At 67.5% G+C, this 17,934-nt stretch carries 23 protein-coding genes and 1 tRNA gene; 10 read left to right on the top strand and 14 right to left on the bottom strand.

The window, feature by feature from the left end; genetic code table 11:
• Positions 1-3 precede the first annotated feature (3 nt).
• The 5 genes from ABXG85_RS03620 to ABXG85_RS03600 form a co-directional block, all read right to left on the bottom strand.
• A complete protein-coding gene (locus tag ABXG85_RS03620; RefSeq protein WP_353512371.1) occupies positions 4-549 on the bottom strand; it encodes a NuoB/complex I 20 kDa subunit family protein in 546 nt (181 codons plus the stop codon).
• Complete coding sequence (locus tag ABXG85_RS03615) at positions 540-899, bottom strand: NADH-quinone oxidoreductase subunit A (RefSeq protein ID WP_039455610.1); 360 nt, start codon at positions 897-899, stop codon at positions 540-542. Before ABXG85_RS03615 ends, ABXG85_RS03620 begins: the two co-directional genes overlap by 10 nt.
• Positions 900-1,065: 166 nt before the next feature.
• Positions 1,066-1,884 (bottom strand): 16S rRNA (adenine(1518)-N(6)/adenine(1519)-N(6))-dimethyltransferase RsmA, encoded by an 819-nt coding sequence (rsmA, locus tag ABXG85_RS03610; RefSeq protein WP_353512370.1) that lies wholly within the window; start codon positions 1,882-1,884, stop codon positions 1,066-1,068.
• Positions 1,877-2,623 (bottom strand): metallophosphoesterase, encoded by a 747-nt coding sequence (locus ABXG85_RS03605; RefSeq protein WP_353512369.1) that lies wholly within the window; start codon positions 2,621-2,623, stop codon positions 1,877-1,879. Before ABXG85_RS03605 ends, rsmA begins: the two co-directional genes overlap by 8 nt.
• On the bottom strand, positions 2,620-3,255 hold the full coding sequence (locus ABXG85_RS03600) for a Rad52/Rad22 family DNA repair protein (protein ID WP_353512368.1): 636 nt from the start codon (positions 3,253-3,255) through the stop codon (positions 2,620-2,622). Before ABXG85_RS03600 ends, ABXG85_RS03605 begins: the two co-directional genes overlap by 4 nt.
• Positions 3,256-3,317: 62 nt before the next feature.
• Between ABXG85_RS03600 and ABXG85_RS03595 the strand changes: the two genes are divergently transcribed.
• Together ABXG85_RS03595 and ABXG85_RS03590 are read left to right on the top strand one after the other, a co-directional pair.
• Positions 3,318-3,656: a hypothetical protein gene (locus tag ABXG85_RS03595; RefSeq protein WP_353512367.1), complete on the top strand. Its 339-nt coding sequence runs from the start codon at positions 3,318-3,320 to the stop codon at positions 3,654-3,656.
• Between the two features lie 37 nt (positions 3,657-3,693).
• Positions 3,694-3,769, top strand: a tRNA-Ala gene (locus tag ABXG85_RS03590).
• Positions 3,770-3,828: 59 nt separating this feature from the next.
• Here the strand turns inward: ABXG85_RS03590 and ABXG85_RS03585 are convergent.
• The 3 genes from ABXG85_RS03585 to ABXG85_RS03575 are packed head-to-tail and all read right to left on the bottom strand — an operon-like array spanning position 3,829 to position 7,142.
• Positions 3,829-5,727: a tetratricopeptide repeat protein gene (locus tag ABXG85_RS03585; protein ID WP_353512366.1), complete on the bottom strand. Its 1,899-nt coding sequence runs from the start codon at positions 5,725-5,727 to the stop codon at positions 3,829-3,831.
• A gap of 9 nt (positions 5,728-5,736) precedes the next feature.
• Entirely contained in the window at positions 5,737-6,441 is a 705-nt protein-coding gene (locus ABXG85_RS03580; protein WP_353512365.1) for a WecB/TagA/CpsF family glycosyltransferase, read from the bottom strand.
• Entirely contained in the window at positions 6,429-7,142 is a 714-nt protein-coding gene (locus ABXG85_RS03575; protein ID WP_353512364.1) for a 2-phosphosulfolactate phosphatase, read from the bottom strand. Before ABXG85_RS03575 ends, ABXG85_RS03580 begins: the two co-directional genes overlap by 13 nt.
• 27 nt (positions 7,143-7,169) lie before the next feature.
• Here ABXG85_RS03575 and ABXG85_RS03570 point away from each other — a divergent pair, with 27 nt between their 5' ends.
• The 5 genes from ABXG85_RS03570 to hisH all read left to right on the top strand — a co-directional run bounded on the left by ABXG85_RS03570 (position 7,170) and on the right by hisH (position 11,128).
• Complete coding sequence (locus ABXG85_RS03570; RefSeq protein ID WP_353512363.1) at positions 7,170-8,111, top strand: thiamine-phosphate kinase; 942 nt, start codon at positions 7,170-7,172, stop codon at positions 8,109-8,111.
• Positions 8,112-8,164: 53 nt separating this feature from the next.
• The gene (locus tag ABXG85_RS03565) at positions 8,165-8,782 is read left to right on the top strand and encodes a nitroreductase family protein (protein WP_353512362.1); all 618 of its coding nucleotides are present in this window, start codon (positions 8,165-8,167) and stop codon (positions 8,780-8,782) included.
• Positions 8,783-8,911: 129 nt separating this feature from the next.
• Positions 8,912-9,955, top strand: a complete 1,044-nt coding sequence (locus tag ABXG85_RS03560) for a pyridoxal phosphate-dependent aminotransferase (protein WP_353512361.1) — start codon at positions 8,912-8,914, stop codon at positions 9,953-9,955.
• On the top strand, positions 9,948-10,532 hold the full coding sequence (gene hisB, locus ABXG85_RS03555) for an imidazoleglycerol-phosphate dehydratase HisB (protein WP_353512360.1): 585 nt from the start codon (positions 9,948-9,950) through the stop codon (positions 10,530-10,532). Before ABXG85_RS03560 ends, hisB begins: the two co-directional genes overlap by 8 nt.
• Positions 10,532-11,128, top strand: coding sequence for an imidazole glycerol phosphate synthase subunit HisH (hisH, locus tag ABXG85_RS03550; RefSeq protein WP_353512359.1), 597 nt, complete (start codon positions 10,532-10,534; stop codon positions 11,126-11,128). Before hisB ends, hisH begins: the two co-directional genes overlap by 1 nt.
• Here hisH and ABXG85_RS03545 read toward each other — a convergent pair.
• The 4 genes from ABXG85_RS03545 to purE all read right to left on the bottom strand — a co-directional run bounded on the left by ABXG85_RS03545 (position 11,099) and on the right by purE (position 14,866).
• Positions 11,099-12,019 carry a carbohydrate kinase family protein gene (locus ABXG85_RS03545; RefSeq protein ID WP_353512358.1) on the bottom strand — a complete coding sequence of 307 codons (921 nt, stop codon included), beginning with the start codon at positions 12,017-12,019 and terminating at the stop codon, positions 11,099-11,101. The genes hisH and ABXG85_RS03545 overlap by 30 nt on opposite strands.
• 103 nt (positions 12,020-12,122) lie before the next feature.
• Complete coding sequence (locus ABXG85_RS03540) at positions 12,123-13,253, bottom strand: phenylacetate--CoA ligase family protein (RefSeq protein WP_353512357.1); 1,131 nt, start codon at positions 13,251-13,253, stop codon at positions 12,123-12,125.
• Positions 13,254-13,274: 21 nt separating this feature from the next.
• On the bottom strand, positions 13,275-14,375 hold the full coding sequence (locus ABXG85_RS03535) for a 5-(carboxyamino)imidazole ribonucleotide synthase (RefSeq protein WP_353512356.1): 1,101 nt from the start codon (positions 14,373-14,375) through the stop codon (positions 13,275-13,277).
• The gene (gene purE, locus ABXG85_RS03530; protein ID WP_353512355.1) at positions 14,372-14,866 is read right to left on the bottom strand and encodes a 5-(carboxyamino)imidazole ribonucleotide mutase; all 495 of its coding nucleotides are present in this window, start codon (positions 14,864-14,866) and stop codon (positions 14,372-14,374) included. Before purE ends, ABXG85_RS03535 begins: the two co-directional genes overlap by 4 nt.
• A gap of 47 nt (positions 14,867-14,913) precedes the next feature.
• Here purE and ABXG85_RS03525 point away from each other — a divergent pair, with 47 nt between their 5' ends.
• Positions 14,914-15,870 carry a sodium-dependent bicarbonate transport family permease gene (locus ABXG85_RS03525; protein ID WP_353512354.1) on the top strand — a complete coding sequence of 319 codons (957 nt, stop codon included), beginning with the start codon at positions 14,914-14,916 and terminating at the stop codon, positions 15,868-15,870.
• A 5-nt stretch (positions 15,871-15,875) separates the two neighbouring features.
• Positions 15,876-16,178 (top strand): P-II family nitrogen regulator, encoded by a 303-nt coding sequence (locus ABXG85_RS03520; protein WP_353512401.1) that lies wholly within the window; start codon positions 15,876-15,878, stop codon positions 16,176-16,178.
• Here the strand turns inward: ABXG85_RS03520 and ABXG85_RS03515 are convergent.
• The gene (locus tag ABXG85_RS03515) at positions 16,175-16,693 is read right to left on the bottom strand and encodes a DedA family protein (protein WP_353512353.1); all 519 of its coding nucleotides are present in this window, start codon (positions 16,691-16,693) and stop codon (positions 16,175-16,177) included. The two genes, ABXG85_RS03520 and ABXG85_RS03515, sit on opposite strands and share 4 nt — an antisense overlap.
• 1 nt (position 16,694) lies before the next feature.
• Positions 16,695-17,390 (bottom strand): TerC family protein, encoded by a 696-nt coding sequence (locus ABXG85_RS03510; RefSeq protein WP_353512352.1) that lies wholly within the window; start codon positions 17,388-17,390, stop codon positions 16,695-16,697.
• A 173-nt stretch (positions 17,391-17,563) separates the two neighbouring features.
• Between ABXG85_RS03510 and ABXG85_RS03505 the strand changes: the two genes are divergently transcribed.
• Positions 17,564-17,896, top strand: a complete 333-nt coding sequence (locus ABXG85_RS03505) for a metal-sulfur cluster assembly factor (protein ID WP_353512351.1) — start codon at positions 17,564-17,566, stop codon at positions 17,894-17,896.
• Positions 17,897-17,934 lie beyond the last annotated feature (38 nt).

The following is a 17,934-nucleotide window of genomic DNA, read 5'->3' as shown; positions in this document are numbered from 1 at the left end:
GCTTCACCCCCTTGCCCGCTGCCAGGCGGCCACGGGCGGCAACTTCCGCCCCTTCTCGTCATAGGCCTGGCCGCGCACCTTCTTCTGGAGCTGCATCACGGCGTAGATGAGGGCCTCAGGACGCGGGGGGCAGCCGGGGACGTAGACGTCCACCGGTACCACGGAGTCCACGTTCTGCACGATGGCGTAGTTGTTGAACATCCCCCCGGAGCTGGCGCAGGCGCCCATGGAGATCACCCACTTGGGGTCGGGCATCTGCTCCCAGACCCGGCGCATCACCGGGGCCATCTTCTTGGATAGCCGCCCGGCCACGATCATCACGTCCGCCTGGCGGGGGCTGGCCCGGAACACCTCGCTCCCGAAGCGGGAGAGGTCGTTACGGGCGTCGGTGGAAGCCATCATCTCAATGGCGCAGCAGGCGAGGCCGAAGGTGGCGGGCCACAGGGAGTTGGACCGCCCCCAGGCCACCAGCTTTTCCAAGGTGGTGAAGAGGATCCCCTCCCGCTCCAGCTCCTGCACGTCCTTTTCAAACAAATCTTTCAATGCCACCGCATCACCCCCTTCCACCACTCGTAGAGGAAGCCCACGAAGAGGAGGAGGGTGAAGGCCAAAACCCCGAGGAAGCCATAAAGCCCAAGCCCACCAGCGCTCACGGCGTAGGGCCAGAGGAAGGCCACCTCCACGTCAAAGAGGATGAAGAGCATGGCCACCACGTAGAAGTGGACGGGAAAGCGCTTCACCTCCCCTGCGGGGTCGTTCCCCGACTCGTAGGGCATGAGCTTGGCCCTGCCCGGCTTCTTGGGCCCAAGAAGGGCCCCCACCCCAAGGGCCGCCACCCCGATGAAGAGGGCCACCCCTAGGTAGATGAGGACGTTCACGTACTCCGCGATCGGCGCCAAGGTCCCCTCCTTTCGTGCATCTCTTCACGAGGCGGGGACCCAGTACCCCAAACACCCCCGCCTCATTTCCCGCCCATCTTATCACCCTGAGGTCGGGACAAGGGGGATAGACTACACCAAGAGTAGATTAAACAGTGTAATGCCTATCCTCACGCAAGGGGAAAAGTTACTCAGAAGTGTATAGCGACGCTCGGAGCTGGCGGAACTGCTCCAAGTCCAGGGTTTCGCCCCGCACCTCCGGGGCAAGGCCCAGGGTCCTTAGGGCCTTTTCTACCCCCTCCTTGGGGTACCCCGCCGCCACCAGGGCGTTTTTCAGGGTTTTCCGCCGCTGGCCGAAGGCGGCCTCCGCCAGGCGGAAGAGCGCCGGGTCGTCGGGCACCCCTTTAAGGGTGAGGCGCACCAGGCTGCTATGGACCTTGGGCGGGGGGAAGAAGGCTCCGGGCGGCAGATCGAAGAGCCTCTCCGCTTGGGCGTGGTGGGCCACCCGGAGGGACAAGACCCCGTAGGCAGGGCTTCCTGGCCCCGCTGTCATCCGCTCCGCCACCTCCTTCTGCACCAGGAAGACCAGGCGGGCGAAGCGGCCCGTCTTGAGAAGGGCGGTGACCAGGGGGGTGGCGATGTTGTAGGGAAGGTTGGCCACCAGGAGGCTTCCTTCGGGCACCTCCTCCCAGGGAAAGCGGAGGGCATCTTGGAAGAGAAGCCGCACGGAAAGGCCCTTTAGGGTTTCCTCCAGGACGGGCTTAAGCCGGGTGTCCTTCTCTATGGCCGTGACCTCGGCCCCCGCCTCCGCCAGGGCCCGGGTGAGGACGCCAAGCCCAGGTCCCACCTCAAAGACCGGTCCCGTGAAGGGTTTGGCCGCCTCCACGATGCGCCTTAGGTGGGCCTCAGAGACCAGGAAGTTCTGGCCCAAGCGCTTGTCGGCGAACAGGCCGTGCTTGGTCAGAAGCTCCCGTACCGCCTTGGGGGAGGTGAGGGGGTTAGGCATGGGGGAGGCGCTTGATCCGGACGGCTAAGGGGTCTTCCTCGGGGAAGAGCTCCAGGTACTGCCCCAGGTCCAAGGCGTCGATGAGGGCGAAGCGCTCCTTGAGGAGGATGCCCTCCCGCAGGGGCACGTGGCCGTAGACGCCATAGCGGTAGCCCATGCGCTCCACGTAGTCTGGGGTGCGGAACCACCAGGTCTTGGGCTCGCTTTGGGCGTAAAAGAGGTCGTCGTACTCCTGAAGCCAAGGCACCGGGCCCACGTGGGCGAAGTGCACCCCGTTGAGTACCCACTCTTTGGGAAAGCTTTCCATCCAGGTTTTGAGGGCCTCCGGCAGGGGCTGGCCGCCTTTTTCGGGGTGGAACTCCAGGTGCTTCAGGTGGCGGTTGCCTAGGATGGGCTCTCCCTTGAGGGCCGCCTCGTCGTGGTTTCCCAGGAGGATGACCAGGTTGCCCCCCGCCTCTTCTTGGAGGGCCTTGAGCCGAAAGAGCTCTCGGATCTCCGCCTTGGCCGCCAGGCGCAGGTGGAGAGGGTTTTCCGGATCGAAGGGAACGAGGCCCGTGAGCCGCTCGTAGTCCTTGGGCGTTTTGGGGTGGACCAGGTCGCCCAGGAGGACCACCTTGGAGGTCCCAAAGCGGAGGGCGGGCGTGGGTTTGAAGGAGCCGTCCACCAGGCCTTCCGCCTTTAGGATGCGCCAGAAGGCGGGGAAGTTGGCGTGGAGGTCCCCGATGGCGACGACCCTCATCCTTTGAGCAAGGCCCGAAGTTCCCCGTAGAGGCGCTTGGTCTCCTCGGGGGTCTTGCCGTACCCCCCGTATTTGGTGACGATCCTGGCCGCCTCCTTGCCCAGGCCCTTTTCCTTGAGGCGCTCCAGGAGCTGGTCTATGAGGCGGTGGGCTTCGGGTTTTTCCTCTTCCTCGAGCCCGCCTTCCGGTTCAGGGAGCTTGGGTGGGGTGAAGCGCCCCCTTTCCGGGTCGTAGTCCACCCACTGCTTTTCTAGGCGGTAGAGGTAGCGCCCCACCCCGAATTTCACCGCCGCCCGCTTCAGGGCGTCGGAGAAGGCGGCCTTGAGGGAGTCGCCCTCGCCCACGTCCTCCTTGGTCACCCCGAGCACCGTGAGGCGGCACTTCACCTCGCAAAGCCGCTCGCGGCGCTCGCCCCGCTCGTCCTGGAGGGCCCTTTCCTGATCCGCCAGGACCTCGTAGCTGTCGTGCCACCCTTCCGGCCCCACCACCCGGTCCAGGCGGTCCAAGACGGTGCGGGCGTCCACGTAGGGCACCACCAGGGCCCGCTTTCGGTCCTTGGAGAGGGCTTCGATGCGCCACTGGACCTCGGCAGGGGGAAAGGGCTCGGCCAGTTTCCGCCAGACTTCGTCCACCTTTCAAGTGTACTTTAGCGGGCTCTCATGGGCCAGGGGAGGGAGGGGGGTATCCTAGGGGCATGCGGAGATGGTTTGCCCTTTCCCTGTTTTTGGCCACGGCTTTGGCCCTCGAGGTCCGGATCACCGCCAACCTCACCTTGGACCTCTTTCCCCAGGCGGTGGTGGTGGAGCGGGTGGCGGAGCCCCAGGGGATTGTGGTGGTCTACAACTTTTCCCGGGCGGAGGCGGTGTTCCGCTACCACGACGAGGACCTGCGCCGCCGGGGCTGGGTGCGCACCAAGTACGAGGTGAAGAAGGGCGAGTGGAAGGCGGAGTACCGCAAGGGCAAAGCCAAGGCGAAGCTTTCCGTGAAGGACAAGAAGGGGCGGGTGGAGGTGCGCCTCAAGGAAGGGGACTAGACAAGCCTTCTTGCCCCCGCTACCATATAGGGCGCGTGGGGCCGTGGCGCAGCTGGGAGCGCGCCTGAATCGCACTCAGGAGGTCAGGGGTTCGAATCCCCTCGGCTCCACCAAGCCCAGGACGCAAAACTCGCCCCCCGGGGAAACCCGGGGGGCGAGCGCTTGCGCGCCTTCACGGGGCCCTTTCTTGATCAAGGAGCCAGTTCACAAAGGCGTTTACCACGTCGTTTTCCGCAAGGAGTTGGGGATTTTCCAAGACCGCTTCGAAGAAAGCCCGCACCCCCTCGAGGCCCGGCTCCTTCAGCACCTCCTGCACGCTCTTCCCCGCGTAGGGACCCTGCGAAAGCGGAGCGGTAAGGCGGCTTGAGGTGGCGAGGGGGGCAGCCTCCTTCAGCGCCTGGAGCGTCCTTTCCAACAGGAGCCTTTCCCCCTCCTCCCCTAGGGCTTCCTTGGGGGTGAGGAGGCCTTGGCCGGAAAGGTCCCGCACCTCCAGGCCCAGGGCGTAGAGCCGGCGGGCGAGGCTGGGAGGCCCCGCTTCTAGGGGCAGGAGGAGGGTGGCCTCCCCGTAGCGGACCTCGAGGGTGTACCGCCCGGGGGCGGGGAGGGTAATGGCGGGGGCGTGTTCCACCAAGGCGGTGGTGAGGGGTGGAAAGCCCAAGGGCTTTTTCTCCTCCTGGAGGAGGGCGCCATCCCGGTAGAGGCGGGTTTCCAGGGCGTCCCGCGTGAGGTAGGGGTTTCCCGTAAGGCGCACATCGGGGAAGACCGCCTCCCCCGCCCGGAAGGGGCGGGCGTCCACGTCCCCGGGAATGAGGGCAAGCCGCAAGACCTCCAGCCGCACCCCCCCTTCCCCAAGCCGGGCCAGGGCCCGCCGGGCGGCGGGGCCTAGCGGGTGCTTGGGGTGTTGGGCGAGGAAGGCCTGGTAGAGGGTTTTGGCCTCGAGCCCCGCCCGCTCCGCCAGGTAGGCGCGGAAGTAGAGGGCAAGGGGCTCGAGGCGGGCCTCGAGGTCCTTTAGGGCCTCGGGGAAGTCCTCCCCTTTGTCCAGCCTTAGGGCCCGGTCGTAGGCGGCCTTGGCCCCCAAATAGTCCCCGTAGATGGCCCTAAAAAGCCCCAGGTTGTAGAGGGCGGTGGCGTTGGGGTTGAGCCGAAGGGCCTTTTCCGAGGCCAGGATGGCCCGGGGGAGGTTCCCGGCGAGGTAGTAGGCCCAGCCCAGGTTGGTCCAGTAGAGCCAGGAGTCGGGCTGGAGCCTCAGGGCCTGGAGGAGGGCCTCCTTGGCCTCCTCCCCCTTCCCCTCGGCAAAGGCGGCGAAGCTTACCTCCTCCCAGGCCAGGGGAAGCTCGGGGAAGGCCTGGGCCAGGCCTCGAGCCGTTTCCTTCCAGCGCGGGTCCTCCAGGGCCCGGAAGAGGAGGTGGGCCGCGGTCCTTTCCAGGATGTCCCCCTGGGCTAAGGCCTCCGCCCGCTTAAGGGCTTCCTCCCGCTTCCCCTCCGCCAGGAGGCGGAAGGCCTGGTAGGCGGGAGGGAGGGTGCCCTGCCAGAGGAGGAGGAGCTGCTTGGGAAGGAGGCCTTCCAAAAGGCCGCTTCCCCGTCCCTCCTTAAGGTCCAGGGCGGACTGGTGCAGGGGGTCGGGGTCCTGGCCTTCCGCCAGGGCCCGCAGGCGTTCCTCGGAAAGGGAAGGCTTGGGCAAGGGGCGGAACCGGGGGGCGAGGCCCTGGCCCTGGAGCCAGAGCCAGGCCAGCTCGGGGGTGCGGAAAAGCCCCTCCTGGGCCCCCTGGGGGGTGGCGAGGAGGAGCCTTAAGCCCTGCGCCTCCTCCCGCCCCAGGAGCACCCAGTCTGCCCCCGTGGCGGCGAGGGCGAATCGGGCCCCAGCCCGGGTGTAAAGCCCCCCGGCAAGCTCGTAACTTCCCCGCCAGGGGAGGTCGGGGAGGAGGAGGGCGAGGAGGGTGGGGGGAGGGGCGTTCAGGCCCTGGGCGAAGGCCTGGGCCAGGGTGTAGCCCCTGGGCCCCTCAAAGGGGAGGACGAGCCCTTGGGCCAGGGCGAGCCCTAAGAGAAGGAAGGAGGCCAAAATCCGCCGCATGGGTCCATTCTAACGCCCCTCCTTGAGGACCATGTAAGCGAAGCGGAGAAGCCGGGGGGCCCGCCGCCAGCGCTTGGGGTCCAGCCCCACGCGCAGAAGCCACTCCAGGCCCAGGCGTTGCGCCCAGAGGGGGGGGCGCCTCGCCTCCCCCGCCAGGACGTCCAGGGTGCCCCCCACCCCCATGGCCACCTTGGCCCCCAGGTGGGGCTTGTGGCGGTGGATGAAGGTTTCCTGCCTTTCCCCCATGCCCACCAGGAGGAGGTCGGGGGCAGCCTTTTGAATGGCTTCGACAATAGGGGCCTCTTCCCGGAAATAACCGTGGTGGAAGCCCACCATCTTTGCCCCCAGCCGCTCCGCTTCCTGCGCCGCCCGCTCCGCCACCCCGGGCCTTCCGCCCAGGAGGTAGACCCTGAGGCCCGGGTAGCGGCGGAAGAGGGCCAAGGTGAGGTCTACCCCCGTGACCCGCTCGGGGAGGCGCACCCCTAGAAGCCGCCGCGCCGCCCAGAGGATGCCCACCCCGTCTGGGGTGACCAGTTCGGCCTGAAGGACCGCCTCCCTAAGGGCCCGGTCCTCCTGGGCCCGCACGGCCATCTCGGGGTTCAGGGTCACCACCTGGCAGGTTCGGCTCCCTTCCAGGAAGCCCCCGATGCGCCTCAGGGCCTCTTCCATGTCCACCGGGTCCAGGGGAAGGCCCAATAGGGTTAGCCGTTCCATGCCGCGTACCTCTGGGCGTAGCGGTCCTGGGTGAGGCCGTAGGCCTCCTTGGGGAAGAAGCGGACCTCGGTAAGGCGGGGCACCACCGGGTCCACCCCGATGAGGCTCGCCCAGGCCAGCTCCTCCGTGCGCCCCTCCTTGTGAAGGGCCTGCCCCTCCTGGCTTTGGAAGAGGGCCTCTTGGGGGTCAGGGAAGGCCTTGAGGAGGAGGGTGGCGAGGCTTTTCGCCTCGGGATAGAGGCGCTTTTGCAAAAAGCCCAGGGCCACCACCGCGGAGAGGAGGGGCTCAGGGGCCCCGGAGGGGCGCAAGGTGGGGTTCTGGAGGGTGCTAGCCAGCTCCAGGATGGCCTTGGCGTTGCGGAAGCCCGCCAGGTACACCTCCTCCTCCCCCGGCAGGAGGCTTCCGTTGAGGGAGGGGGCCACCAAGACGGCCTCCTTCCCCTTCACCTCCGTCTTCTCCAGGTCTAAGAGGGAAAGCCGCCCGTGGAACCCCTCGGGGGGAAAGCCCTCCACCTCGCCCAGGAGAAGGGCGTCTTTCCCCAGGTTTTCCGCCAGGAGGCGGGCCACCTTGGGCCCCGGGGCCACCCAAACCCCCCTGGCCCCCAGGGCCAGGAGGCGGGTGAGGACGCTACCCGCGGGCAGGACCTCCACCAGGATCAAGGGGCCAGGGGCCGGCCTCAGGCACAGGTCAACCCGGCACACCCCGCCATGATACCCTAGCCTGGGTTTATGCGGCTTAAAGACCTGGGCGAAAGAGCCCTTCTCCGAAAGCTCGCCCCCTTGGGCTATCCCCTGGACGCCCCCCTTCCCCCGGGGGACGACGCCGGAGGGGTGTGGCTCGAGGGGAAGGCCCTCCTTCTCAAGGTGGACGGCTTCCGCTACCGGGACGTGGCCTTAAGGGGCATGGGGCCCTTTGAGGTGGGCTTCCGGGGGGTGGCGGCCACCGCCTCCGACCTCCTTTGCAAGATGGGGCGGCCCTTGGGCTTCGCCCTGGGGCTTTTCCTGCCCCCTGAGGCGGAGGAGGAGCTTGCCCTGGGCCTGGTGCGGGGGGCGGCGGAGGCGGCGGGCCGGCTTGGGGCCTTCCTCTTGGGCGGGGACACCAACGCTGGGGAGGAGGCGGCCTTGGTGGTGGCGGGTTTTGCTGAGGCGAAGCGCCCCCTTCCCCGCCGGGCCCTGCCGGGGGACCTCCTCTACCTGGCCGGGGACCGCTGGGGGCGGCTTGGGGCGGCCATTTTCGCCCATTACCAGGGGGTGGACCTCGAGGCCTTCCCCGCCATCCAGGAAGCGGCCCACTACCCCTTGCCCCGCCTGGGCCTTCTGGCCCTGGAGGGGCTTCTAAGGGGGGGACTGGACTCCTCCGACGGCCTTGCCGAGACCCTTTGGCAGCTTTCCGAGCTCGAGGTGCGGGTGGAGCTGGAGGCGTTACCCCTTTATCCCGACGTCTTGGCCTTGGCGGGGAGCGAGGAAAGGGCTTTGGCGTTCGTCCTCTATGGGGGGGAGGAGTTTGAGGCGGTCTTGGTGGTGCCCCCTGAGAACGGGGAAGCGGTGGAGGCGCGGGCCAGGGAGGTGGGGCTTCCCCTTTTCCGGGCCGGGCGCCTGGTGGAGGGGGTGGGGGTTTACCTCCGGGGGGCCCCCGTGCCCCGGAAGGGGTACGATCACTTCCGCCCCTGATTGCGCTTTACTTCACAAAGGGCCCAGAGGGTTTTGGGTACCATCCCCGGGGTATGGAGGCCACGCTCCCCGTTCTGGACGCCAAGACCGCGGCGCTAAGGCGCCGCTCCATCCGCCGCTACCGGCCGGACCCCGTGCCCGAGGGGGTGTTGCGGGAGGTCCTGGAGGCGGCCCTCAGGGCCCCTTCCGCCTGGAACCTCCAACCCTGGCGCCTGGTGGTGGTGCGGGACCCCGCCCTCAAGAAGGCCCTCAGGGAGGCGGCCTTTGGCCAGGCCCAGGTGGAGGAGGCCCCGGTGGTCCTGGTGGTCTATGCGGACCTCGAGGAGGCCCTGGCCCGCCTGGACGAGGTCATCCACCCCAATGTCCAGGGGGAGCGGCGGGAGGCGCAGAAGCGGGCCATCCAAAACGCCTTTGCCGGAATGGGGGAGAGGGAGCGGGCGGCCTGGGCCGCGGGGCAGAGCTACATCTTTTTGGGCTACCTGCTCCTTCTTTTGGAGGCTTATGGGCTTGGGAGCGTGCCCATGCTGGGCTTTGACCCGGAGAGGGTCAAGGCCCTTTTGGGCCTTCCCGCCCACGTGGCCATCCCCGCCCTCCTTCCCTTGGGCTACCCGGCGGAGGAGGGCTACTCTTCCCACCGCTTGCCCCTGGAGCGGGTGGCCGTCTGGCGCTAGGGCGGGGCCCTGGGCGTGGGGTGGCGGGCGAGCCCCTTGGGCCTTCCCGCCTCCTGCGCCATCCTGGGGCTTTAGGCCAAGCCTGGCTTGGCCCGGTGCGTGCCCCTGGTCTGCCGCTATACTCGGGGCATGCGGGCCTTCAAGGCGCACCTCCGGGACCTTGCCCCTTACCCCTACAAGAAGGAGGAGGCCCCGGTGAAGCTGGACCAGAACGAAAGCCCCTTTGACCTGCCCGAGGCCCTCAAGGAGGAGGCCCTAAGGCGCCTCAAGGGGCTTTCCTGGAACCGATACCCAGAAATCCACGCCGAAGCCCTTAGGAAGCGCCTTGCCACCTTGTTGGACTGGCCGGAGGAGGGGATCGTCCTCGCCCCCGGCTCCAACCTCCTCATCCTGGCCCTGAGCCTGGCGGCGGAGGCGGTCTTGGACCTCGCCCCCTCCTTTCCCCACTACGCCCACGCCGCCCGGGTGGCGGGCACCCCCTACCGGGCGGTGCCCCTGGGGGAAGGCTTCGCCCTGCCCCTGGAGGAGGTCCTGGCCGCCTTCCAGGGCGGGGTGTTCTTCCTCCCCAACCCCCATGCCCCCACGGGGGCCCTCTTCCCCGAGGAGGCGGTGGCGGCCCTGGCGGAAAGGGCCAAGGCGGTGGGGGGGCTTCTTGTGGTGGACGAGGCTTATCGGGAGTTCGCCGGCACCGACTTTAGCCCCTTGGGCCGCGAAAATCCCCACGTGGCCTTTCTGCGCACCTTTTCCAAGGCCTTCTCCTTGGGGGGGATAAGGGCGGGCTACCTCCTGGCCCACCCTCAGGTGGCGGGGGTGGTGCGGGAAGTCCTGCCCCCCTTCGTCCTCCCTGCCCACACCGGGGCGGTTTTGGAGGTGGTCTTGGAGAACCCGGGCTACGTGCGGGCGGTGGTGGCGGAGGTGGTGCGGGAGCGGGAACGGGTCTATGCAGCGCTCCAAGCCCACCCCACCTGGCGCCCCTTCACTAGCCACACCAACTTCCTCCTGGTGAAGACCCCGGACGCTGAGGCGGCCTTCCGCCACCTCCTCGCTCAAGGGGTCCTGGTGCGGCGGCAGGACCGCTATCCGGGGCTTGCGGGGTGCCTTCGGGTGACCGTGGGGCTTAAGGCGGAGATGGACGCCTTCCTGAGGGCGGCTTTTGGGGTGGCCTATGCGTGAGGCCTTGGTGGAGCGGGCCACGGCGGAGACCTGGGTGCGCCTGCGCCTGGGGCTGGACGGTCCTCCGGGGGGCCAGGTGGCCACGGGGCTTCCCTTTTTGGACCACATGCTCCTCCAGCTCCAGCGGCACGGGCGCTTCCTCCTGGAGGTGGAGGCCAAGGGGGACCTCGAGGTGGACGTTCACCACCTGGTGGAGGACGTGGGCATCGCCCTAGGCATGGCCCTCAAGGAGGCCTTGGGGGAGGGGAGGGGCCTGGAGCGTTACGGGGAGGCCTTCGCCCCCCTGGACGAGACCCTGGTCCTTTGCGTGGTGGACCTATCCGGCCGCCCCCACCTGGAGTACCGCCCCGAGGCCTGGCCCGTGGTGGGGGCGGCGGGCGGGGTGAACCACTACCACCTGCGGGAGTTTCTGCGGGGCCTGGTGAACCACGGGCGCCTCACCCTCCACCTGAGGCTTTTGGCGGGGCGGGAGGCCCACCACGTGGTGGAGGCGAGCTTCAAGGCCCTGGCCCGGGCCCTCCACCGGGCCACCCGCCTCATGGGGGAGGGGCTTCCTAGCACCAAGGGGGTGCTTTAGTGCGGGCCCTCCTCATCGACTACGGCTCGGGGAACCTAAAGAGCGCCGCCAAGGCCCTGGAGGCGGCGGGCTTCGCCGTGGCGGTCTCCGCCGACCCCAAGGCCTATCCGGAGGCGGGCCTTCTCGTCCTCCCGGGCCAGGGGCACTTCGGCCAGGTGATGGGGGCCTTCGCCCGAAGCGGCTTCTTGGAGCGGGTTCTGGTCCATTTGGAAAGGGGGCTTCCCTTCCTCGGCATCTGCGTGGGCATGCAGGTCCTCTACGAGGGGAGCGAGGAGGCGCCGGGGGTGAGGGGGCTTGGGGTGGTGCCGGGGTGGGTGCGCCGCTTCCCCCAGGGGCGGGTGCCGCAGATGGGTTGGAACGCCCTGACCTTCGAGGGGCCTTTCGCCGGCCTTTCGGGCCGCCACTTCTACTTCGCCAACTCCTACTATGGCCCCCTCAACCCTTACGCCCTGGGGGTGGGGGAGTACGAGGGGACCCCCTTCACCGCCCTCCTGGCGAAGGCAAACCTCCTTGCCCCCCAGTTCCACCCCGAGAAGAGCGGGCGGGCGGGCTTGGCCTTTTTGGCCCTAGCCCGCCGCTACTTTGAGGTCCTCTAGGGTGATGAGGCGGCCCTGGGCCCCAAGCCCCGTGGCGGCCAGGGCCCCCGCCAGGTTGGCGAGCCTCCCCGCCTCTACAGGGCTTCGGCCCTCGAGGAGGGCGTGGGCGAAGGTGGCGGTGTAGGCGTCCCCGGCCCCGGTGGAGTCCACGATGTCCTCTATGGGGAAGGGCTCTAAAAGCTCCTCCCCTTCCGGGGTCACCACGATGGAGCCCATGGCCCCCACCTTGATGACCAGGTGTGGGAAGCCTTCTTGCCGGAGCCGGGCCACCCCCTGGGAGAGGGAGGCGGCGCCGGTGAGGGCCAAAAGCTCCGTCTGGTTCATGAGGAGCCAGGTGACGCCCCGCAGGTACTTTAGGAGCTCCGCCCCCGCCGCCCGCACCGCCCCCGTGCCCAGGTCGGCGAAGACGGGAAGCTCCCGCTTCCTCGCCGCCTCCAGGACCTCCACGGCGTAGCTCCGGGAAGGCCCCCCCACCAGGGCGTAGGCGGAGAGGACCACGGCGTCGGCGCTGTCCAGGTAACGGGGCTTGAAGAGGGCGGGGTCCAGGTAGCGGCTTGCCCCTTCCGCGCTCACCATGGCCCTTTCCCCGCCGGGCACCACCAGGATGAGGACGGAGCTGGTGGTGTGGTCGGGGTCTTCCTGGAGGTGCCTGAGGTCCACCCCCACTTCCCGCACCCGGCTCAGGGCCAGCTCGGCGAAGGGGTCCTGGCCCACCCGTCCCGCCAGGTACACCCGGTGGCCCAGGCTCGCCAGCTGGGCCGCCAGGGTGCCCCCGGCCCCCCCTGGCTTCATCAGGGCCCGCCTCGAGGGCACCTCCTCCCCGGGTTCCGGTATTCGCTCCACAAAGAAAAGCAGGTCAACGGAAACATCCCCCAGCACGAAAAACCGCATCTTGCCTCCTTCCGCAAGGCACAGGGTTTGCCCTCACTATACCGCAAGGGCCCCGTTGCTTTGGGGGAAGTATACCCCGGGGTTATGAGAAGAGATTAACGAGCTAGAAGCGGCGGTCCAGCACCAGACCCCCCTCCAGCTCGCCCACCAGCTCCACCTCGTCTAGCCTAAGCCCCGTGGCCTTTTGGATGGCCTCGTAAAGCCCGGGAGGCACCTTTTCCGCCTTCAGGCGGAGCACCAACTTGTCCGTGCCCTCCAGCTTCCGTTCCACCACCACCTGGAAGCCCTTGGGGTCCAGGCCGAAGCCGGCCAGGATGGGGGCGAGTTCCGTGGGGTAAAGCTTCACCCCCTTCACCTTCACCATCTGGTCCGTGCGGCCGAAGACCCCGCGGGGGAGCACGGTAAGCCCTTCCCGGCGCTCGGCCAGGGCCAGGTCCCCGGTGCGGAAGCGCACCATGGGCATGAGGGTGCGGCTTAGGGCGGTGACCACGAGCTCCCCCTTCTCCCCGTCCGCCACGGGCCTTAGGGTTTCCGGGTCCAGGACCTCGAGGACAGCCATCTCGGGGATCTCCCATAGCCCGTCCTTGGCCAGGCTTTCCCCAGCCACGATGCCTAGCTCGCTGGTGCCGTAGGCGTCCAGGGCCGTGCCGCCCAGGAGGGCCTCCACCCTCTCCCGGAAGCCGGGCACCGAGGTGAACGGCTCCCCCCCAGCCAGGAGCAGGCCGAACCGCCCGCCCGCTTGGCCCACCTTGAGGGCGAAGGAGGGGTTGGTGACCAGGACGTCAAACTGGGGGCTCAGCTCGGCGATGCGGGCCGCCTCCCCGGGGCCGTGGGGGAAGACCAGGTTCCCCGCCAGGAGCAACGCCTCGTGGAAGAGCCACCCCCCGGCGAAGACGTGGTAGCTGAAGGCCACCAAAACCCGCTTGCCCACAAGGCCAAGCCGCCGGTAGTGGGCGGCCAGGGCTTCCGCCTGGTAGCGGAGGTCCTCCTCCGAGAGGTACTCCGGCATCCAGCCCATGAGGGGGCTTGGGGTGAGGTGCATCAGCCTCGCCCCTTCCGGGGGGGTGGGGTTTTCCTTGAGGTAGGCCACCCACTCCTCCCTCGTGGTGAGGGGCAAGGAGGAAAGGTTCTCGAGGGAAACCTCCTCGGGGTCCACGTCCTTGAGCTTTTCCCGATAAACGGGGTGGGCCTTGGCCGCGCGGATGACCTCCCTCAGGCGCTTTGTCCGCTCCATTTCGCCTCCTTTGCCTCCGGATTATACCGGAGGGCTTTGCGCCAGGCGCAAAAGCTGGGGCAGGAGGGGGTTTAGGGCTTCCCAGGAGTCTTTCCGCAGGGTGATGTGCCCCACCTTGCGCCCCGGACGCACCCCTTTGCCGTACCAGTGGAGGTGGGCGCCCTCCACCTTCAGGACCTGGGCGAAGTCGGGCTCGTGGCCGATGAGGTTCACCATGGCGCTCACCCCCCGGGGGGCGGTGCTCCCCAGGGGGAGGCCCAGGATGGCCCGAAGGTGGTTTTGGAACTGGCTGGTTTCCGCCCCTTCCAGGGTCCAGTGGCCGGAGTTGTGGACCCGGGGGGCCATTTCGTTGAAAAGGAGCTCCTCTCCCACCTGGAAAAGCTCCAGGGCCAAGACGCCCACGTAGTCCAGGGCCAAAAGGGCTTCCTTGGCGTAGGCTTCCGCCTTCTTCTGCAGGGCCTCCGTGAGGCCGGGGGCGGGGGCTAAGGAGAGGCGGAGGATGCCCCCGTGGTGGCGGTTTTCCACCAGGGGATAGAAGGCCATGGACCCGTCCCGCCCCCGCACGGCGAGGAGGGAAACCTCCCGGTCAAAGGGGACGAAACCCTCCAGGAGGAGCCCCTGGCCCCCCAGGGTGCGCAGGGCTTCCAGGGCCTCCTCCTCCGTGCGCACCAGGGCCTGCCCCTTGCCGTCGTAGCCCCCGCGGCGGGTCTTGAGGAGGGCGGGGAGGCCCACCTGGCTGAGGCCCACCTCTAGGTCCTCCACCCCGTCCACGGGGTAAAAGGGAGGGGTGGGGACGCCAAGGCCAGCCATGAAGGCCTTTTCCCGGAGGCGGTCTTGGGCCACCTCCAGGGCCTTGGGGGGAGGGAAGACGGGAAGCCTTTCGGCCAGGTGCAAAGCCGCCTCCACCGGGACGTTTTCGAACTCGTAGGTGACGAGGCTTAGGCCCTGGGCGAAGCGGGAAAGGGCCTCGAGGTCGGCAAAGTCCCCCACGCAAAGCTCCCCCACCTGCCCGGCGCAGGCCTCGAGGGAAGGGTCCAGGAAACGGAAGGAAAGCCCCAAGGGGTAGCCCGCCAGGGCCAGCATCCGCCCCAGCTGCCCCCCGCCCAAAACGCCCACCCTCATCCTGCCTCCCGGGGGTCGGGGTGGGCCAGGACGGCCTCGGTTTGGGCCTTCCGGTAGGCCTTGAGCCGCGCCATCACCTCGGGGTACTTGAGGCCGAGGATGCTAGCGGCCAGCAAAGCGGCGTTCACCGCCCCCGCCCGGCCAATGGCCAGGGTGCCCACGGGAACGCCTGCGGGCATCTGGACGATGGAGAGAAGGGAGTCTAGGCCCCGTAGGGCTTGGCTTTCCACCGGCACCCCCAGAACGGGCAGGGCGGTGTGGGCCGCGGTCATCCCAGGCAGGTGGGCCGCTCCCCCCGCCCCGGCGATGATCACCTGGATGCCCCTCGCCTCGGCGGCCTTGGCGTACTCCGCCATGAGGTCCGGGGTGCGGTGGGCGGAGACCACCTGCACCTCGTAGGGGATGCCCAGGGCGTCTAAGGTCTCCGCGGCGTGGCGCAGGGTTTCCCAGTCGGAGCGGGAGCCCATGATGAGACCTACCAAAGGCGCCATCGTACCGGATTGTAAAAGCCCTTTTTCCCGTAGTAAAGCTTGGGGGTATGGACGCTTTGGAACTCCTAAAGCTCAACCTTCTTTCTCCCATGGTTTTGGCTTACTTTTTGGGGATGGCGGCCCGGCTTCTTAAGAGCGACCTCGCCTTTCCCGAGGCCCTCTACACCGCCATTTCCATCTATCTCCTCTTTGCGATCGGCTTTAAGGGGGGGGTAGAGCTCGCCCACACGCCTTTGGCCTTGGTGTTCCTCCCGGCCCTTTTCACCCTCGTTCTGGGTCTTTTTAGGCCTTTTCCCGCCTATTTCCTCGCCCGGCGTTTCCTAAAGGTGGGCCGATCCGACGCTGCCGCTTTGGCCGCCCACTACGGCTCGGTTTCCGCCGTGACCTTCCTCGCCGCCCTCACCTTCGTCCAAACTGTGGGGCACGCTGCGGAAGGTTTTATGCCCACCCTGGTGGCCCTGTTGGAGGTGCCGGGGATCGTAGTGGCCCTCCTCCTAGGCAAACGGCAGAGCGGCCGGCTTTCCGAAGCGCTGCACGAGGTCTTGACCGGAAAAAGCGTGGTCTTGATGCTGGGAGGGCTCTTGATTGGCCTTCTTTCGGGGGAGGCGGGGATGGAACGGGTTAAACCCTTCTTTGTGGATCCATTTCAGGGAGTTCTCACTCTCTTTCTCCTGGACTTGGGGATGGTGGCGGCCTCGAGGCTTTCCGTACTTCGTCAGTTGGGGTTTAGGTTGCTCCTCTTCGGTGTGGGCCTAGCCCTTTTCCACGGGATTTTAGGAGTCTACCTGGGCCTGAAAGCTGGGCTTAGCGTAGGGGGCGCTGCGGTGCTTGGGGCCATGAGCGCCAGCGCCAGCTACATCGCCGCCCCTGCTGCCGTGCGCATCGCCTTACCTGAGGCGAACCCCAGTTTGTACCTCACGGCGAGCCTCGCCGTCACCTTCCCCTTTAACCTGATCCTGGGGATACCTATCTACCACGCCGTGGCCAAGGCGATTGGGGGGTGAGGCCGGTGAACCTGGTGCCCTTGAAGCTGGTGACCATCGTGGCGGAAAGCCTCTTGGAGAGAAAGCTGGTAGAGGAGATCAAGCGGCTTGGCGCTAAGGGCTACACCATCGTTCCCGCCCGTGGGGAAGGTTCTCGCGGGATGCGGAGCGTGGACTGGGAGGGGCAGAACATCCGCCTGGAGACCATCGTGAGCGAGGAGGTGGCCCTGAAGATATTGGAGCGACTTCAGGAAGTGTACTTCCCCCACTACGCCGTCATCGCCTACGTGGAAAACGTTTTTGTGGTGCGAGGGGAGAAGTACGTTTAGCGCCCTCGGCGCAAGAGGGGTAGGAGGGCCAGGAGGATTAGGGCTGGCCAGAGGAGCCAAGGGGAGACCTTTTGCCCCAGGAAGTAAGCGAAAAGCACCAGGCCGTGGGTCCAAAGGAGGCTTCCCAAGGCGGAAAGGAAAAGGTAGCGGGGTAGGGGAAAGCCCAAGGTGCCCATAAGGAAGGGTAAGGCGGTGCGCACTCCGGGCACGAAGGGGGCGAGGAGGAGGGCCGTGGGGCCGAAGCGGTGTAGGATGCGCCGGGTGCGGGCCAGGAGCTCCTGGGGAAGCCGCTCCTGTACCCTTTTACCTAGGACCCGCCCCAGGGCGTAGCCCACCCCGTGGCCCAAAAGGCTTCCCAGGAAGAGAAGGGGGAGGAGGGGAAAGAGCCTGAGCTGCCCTTCCCCCGCCAGCGCCCCTAGGGCCAGGAGGAGGGTATCGCCCCCGGGAACGAAGAGGCCAAAGGGAAAGCCCACTTCCAGGAAGAGGACCAGGGTGGGGGCGAGGTAAGCCCACATCTTAGGCGGCGCGCTCCGCGGGTTTCCGCAGGGCCCAGAGGCTTCCCAGAAGGAGGACGCCCAGGATGAGGAGGCTAAAGGCTTCTTTGTCCAGGCCCAAGGCCAGCTCGGGGCGGTGGAGGGTTTCCTTGGCCAGCTTGTCCCAGCCGCCTAGGAGGAGCTTCACCCCGGCGAGGCCCACCACCACGTAGGCTAGGTGCTTGAACCGGGGGTAGCGGTCCAGGAGGGTCACCACCAGGCTGGCCAACATCCTAAGGGCCAAGATGCCTAAGAAGACCCCAGTGTAGATGACCCAGAGCTTGTCGGAAAGGGCCACGGCCACCAGCACCGAGTCCACGGCGAAGGCCAAGTCCATGAGCTCCACCTGGGCCACCACCTTCCAGAAGTGGGCGGCGCTCACCTCTAGGGGGGGCGGGGCCTGGGCTTCCTCGGGCTTGAGAAAGTGCTTGAGGGCGATGTAGAGGAGGTAAAGGGCTCCAAGAACCTGCACCCACCAGAGCTTGATGACCAGGGCAGCGAAGAGGAGGGCGAGACCCCTTAGGACGTAGGCGCCCAGGATGCCGTAGAAGAGGGCCTTCCGCCTGAGGTGGACGGGCAGTTTCTGGACCATAACCCCGAGGATCAAGGCGTTGTCCGCGGAGAGGATCACCTCCAGGGCCACCAGGATGAGGATCACCGAAAGGACGCTGGCCTCCATGCTTCACCTCCACAAAGAAAGACCACCGCACGAAGCGGTGGTCTTGCCCGGGCTTCTTGCCCCCGGCCCCCGGGGCCATGGGCCCGTCTTGACGGGGTGCCGGCTTGGGGCTACTCCCCAACCGGGGGCATTATAGCAAAAGGCGCTGGGGTTTTCCGAGTATACTGAAGGGCATGGAAACCGAGGCCACGTTGCCCACCAAGGAGCAGGTCCTCGAGGCCCTCAAGGTGGTCTACGATCCCGAGATCCCGGTGAACATCGTGGACCTGGGCCTCGTCTACGACGTGGAGATCCACGAAAACGGCGTGGTGGACATCACCATGACCCTCACCGCTATCGGCTGCCCCGCCCAGGACGTGGTGAAGGCGGATGCGGAGATGGCGGTCATGCGCCTACCTGGGGTGCAGGGGGTGAACGTGGAGTTCGTCTGGACCCCGCCCTGGACCCCGGCCCGCATGACGGAGGAGGGAAAGCGCATGATGCGCATGTTCGGCTTCAACGTCTAGGGGAGCCCCCGCCTCGCCCGCTTGGGGCCTTTTTCCTC

It is taken from the genome of Thermus sp. LT1-2-5, from assembly GCF_040363165.1.
Taxonomy (GTDB): domain Bacteria; phylum Deinococcota; class Deinococci; order Deinococcales; family Thermaceae; genus Thermus.
The sequence above is the reverse complement of the archived record's forward strand: the minus strand, read 5'-3'. Positions and strand labels throughout refer to the sequence as shown.

Bases quoted from the DNA above. Each gene is read 5' to 3' on its own strand.
- ABXG85_RS03605 (WP_353512369.1), bottom strand. From the start codon at position 2,623: ATGAGGGTCGTCGCCATCGGGGACCTCCACGCCAACTTCCCCGCCTTC.
- rsmA (WP_353512370.1), bottom strand. From the start codon at position 1,884: ATGCCTAACCCCCTCACCTCCCCCAAGGCGGTACGGGAGCTTCTGACC.
- ABXG85_RS03540 (WP_353512357.1), bottom strand. From the start codon at position 13,253: ATGGAGCGGACAAAGCGCCTGAGGGAGGTCATCCGCGCGGCCAAGGCC.
- ABXG85_RS03515 (WP_353512353.1), bottom strand. From the start codon at position 16,693: ATGTGGGCTTACCTCGCCCCCACCCTGGTCCTCTTCCTGGAAGTGGGC.
- hisB (WP_353512360.1), top strand. From the start codon at position 9,948: ATGCGTGAGGCCTTGGTGGAGCGGGCCACGGCGGAGACCTGGGTGCGC.
- ABXG85_RS03525 (WP_353512354.1), top strand. From the start codon at position 14,914: ATGGACGCTTTGGAACTCCTAAAGCTCAACCTTCTTTCTCCCATGGTT.
- ABXG85_RS03545 (WP_353512358.1), bottom strand. From the start codon at position 12,019: ATGCGGTTTTTCGTGCTGGGGGATGTTTCCGTTGACCTGCTTTTCTTT.
- purE (WP_353512355.1), bottom strand. From the start codon at position 14,866: ATGGCGCCTTTGGTAGGTCTCATCATGGGCTCCCGCTCCGACTGGGAA.
- ABXG85_RS03510 (WP_353512352.1), bottom strand. From the start codon at position 17,390: ATGGAGGCCAGCGTCCTTTCGGTGATCCTCATCCTGGTGGCCCTGGAG.
- ABXG85_RS03560 (WP_353512361.1), top strand. From the start codon at position 8,912: ATGCGGGCCTTCAAGGCGCACCTCCGGGACCTTGCCCCTTACCCCTAC.
- ABXG85_RS03580 (WP_353512365.1), bottom strand. From the start codon at position 6,441: ATGGAACGGCTAACCCTATTGGGCCTTCCCCTGGACCCGGTGGACATG.
- ABXG85_RS03585 (WP_353512366.1), bottom strand. From the start codon at position 5,727: ATGCGGCGGATTTTGGCCTCCTTCCTTCTCTTAGGGCTCGCCCTGGCC.
- ABXG85_RS03535 (WP_353512356.1), bottom strand. From the start codon at position 14,375: ATGAGGGTGGGCGTTTTGGGCGGGGGGCAGCTGGGGCGGATGCTGGCC.
- ABXG85_RS03505 (WP_353512351.1), top strand. From the start codon at position 17,564: ATGGAAACCGAGGCCACGTTGCCCACCAAGGAGCAGGTCCTCGAGGCC.
- ABXG85_RS03595 (WP_353512367.1), top strand. From the start codon at position 3,318: ATGCGGAGATGGTTTGCCCTTTCCCTGTTTTTGGCCACGGCTTTGGCC.
- ABXG85_RS03565 (WP_353512362.1), top strand. From the start codon at position 8,165: ATGGAGGCCACGCTCCCCGTTCTGGACGCCAAGACCGCGGCGCTAAGG.
- ABXG85_RS03570 (WP_353512363.1), top strand. From the start codon at position 7,170: ATGCGGCTTAAAGACCTGGGCGAAAGAGCCCTTCTCCGAAAGCTCGCC.